The 594-nt window shown below is 36.7% G+C and carries 1 protein-coding gene; it reads left to right on the forward strand.

What is annotated here, in order from left to right:
• Positions 1-66 precede the first annotated feature (66 nt).
• A partial coding sequence (locus JHD69_RS20130) for a hypothetical protein (protein ID WP_199142116.1) occupies positions 67-594 on the forward strand: 528 nt, incomplete at its 3' end.

The following is a 594-nucleotide window of genomic DNA, read 5'->3' on the forward strand; positions in this document are numbered from 1 at the left end:
GGTCGCCTACTGTTGGCCTAGAGAAAGGGTTATTAACCACAATCGAACATTATCGATCTATTATTGATGGCTAAAAAACTTAAGATATTATATTATTCAGATTGTACATTTTTTGCGGGCTGCGAAAATATGATCGCTTCTTTTTTAAATAATGAAGACCTAAATAATAGATATGATGTGTGCTTTTTATACTGTTTATCAGAAGCCTATACAGCTGGTTTAAATGGTAGGGTGGCTGTCGAAGGAAAGTCCATCATGTCAATTAAGCTGCCTAGACCTAATCGGGTTCATGATTATTTCAAACAAAAGATTGCAAATAGAAAGCTAAGAATGATTATCTCGGCTCCAATCATGTGGATTTGGAAGTATTATTGCGTTTTTTTTTCCATCTATCCGCTCTATAAAAAACTCAAGCCTCTTCAAATCGATGTGTTGCACATCAATAATGGGGGATATCCGGCCGCTGTTTCTTGTTACGCCATGGTATTTGTTGCCTCCATATTAAGAATAAAGAAAGTAGTATATGTAGTCAATAACATTGCTGAGGGTTATAAGAATCCGTTAAGATGGCTAGACTGGGGCTTGGATCAGTGG

Source organism: Pedobacter sp. ASV12, from assembly GCF_016429155.1.
Classification (GTDB): Bacteria; Bacteroidota; Bacteroidia; order Sphingobacteriales; family Sphingobacteriaceae; genus Pedobacter.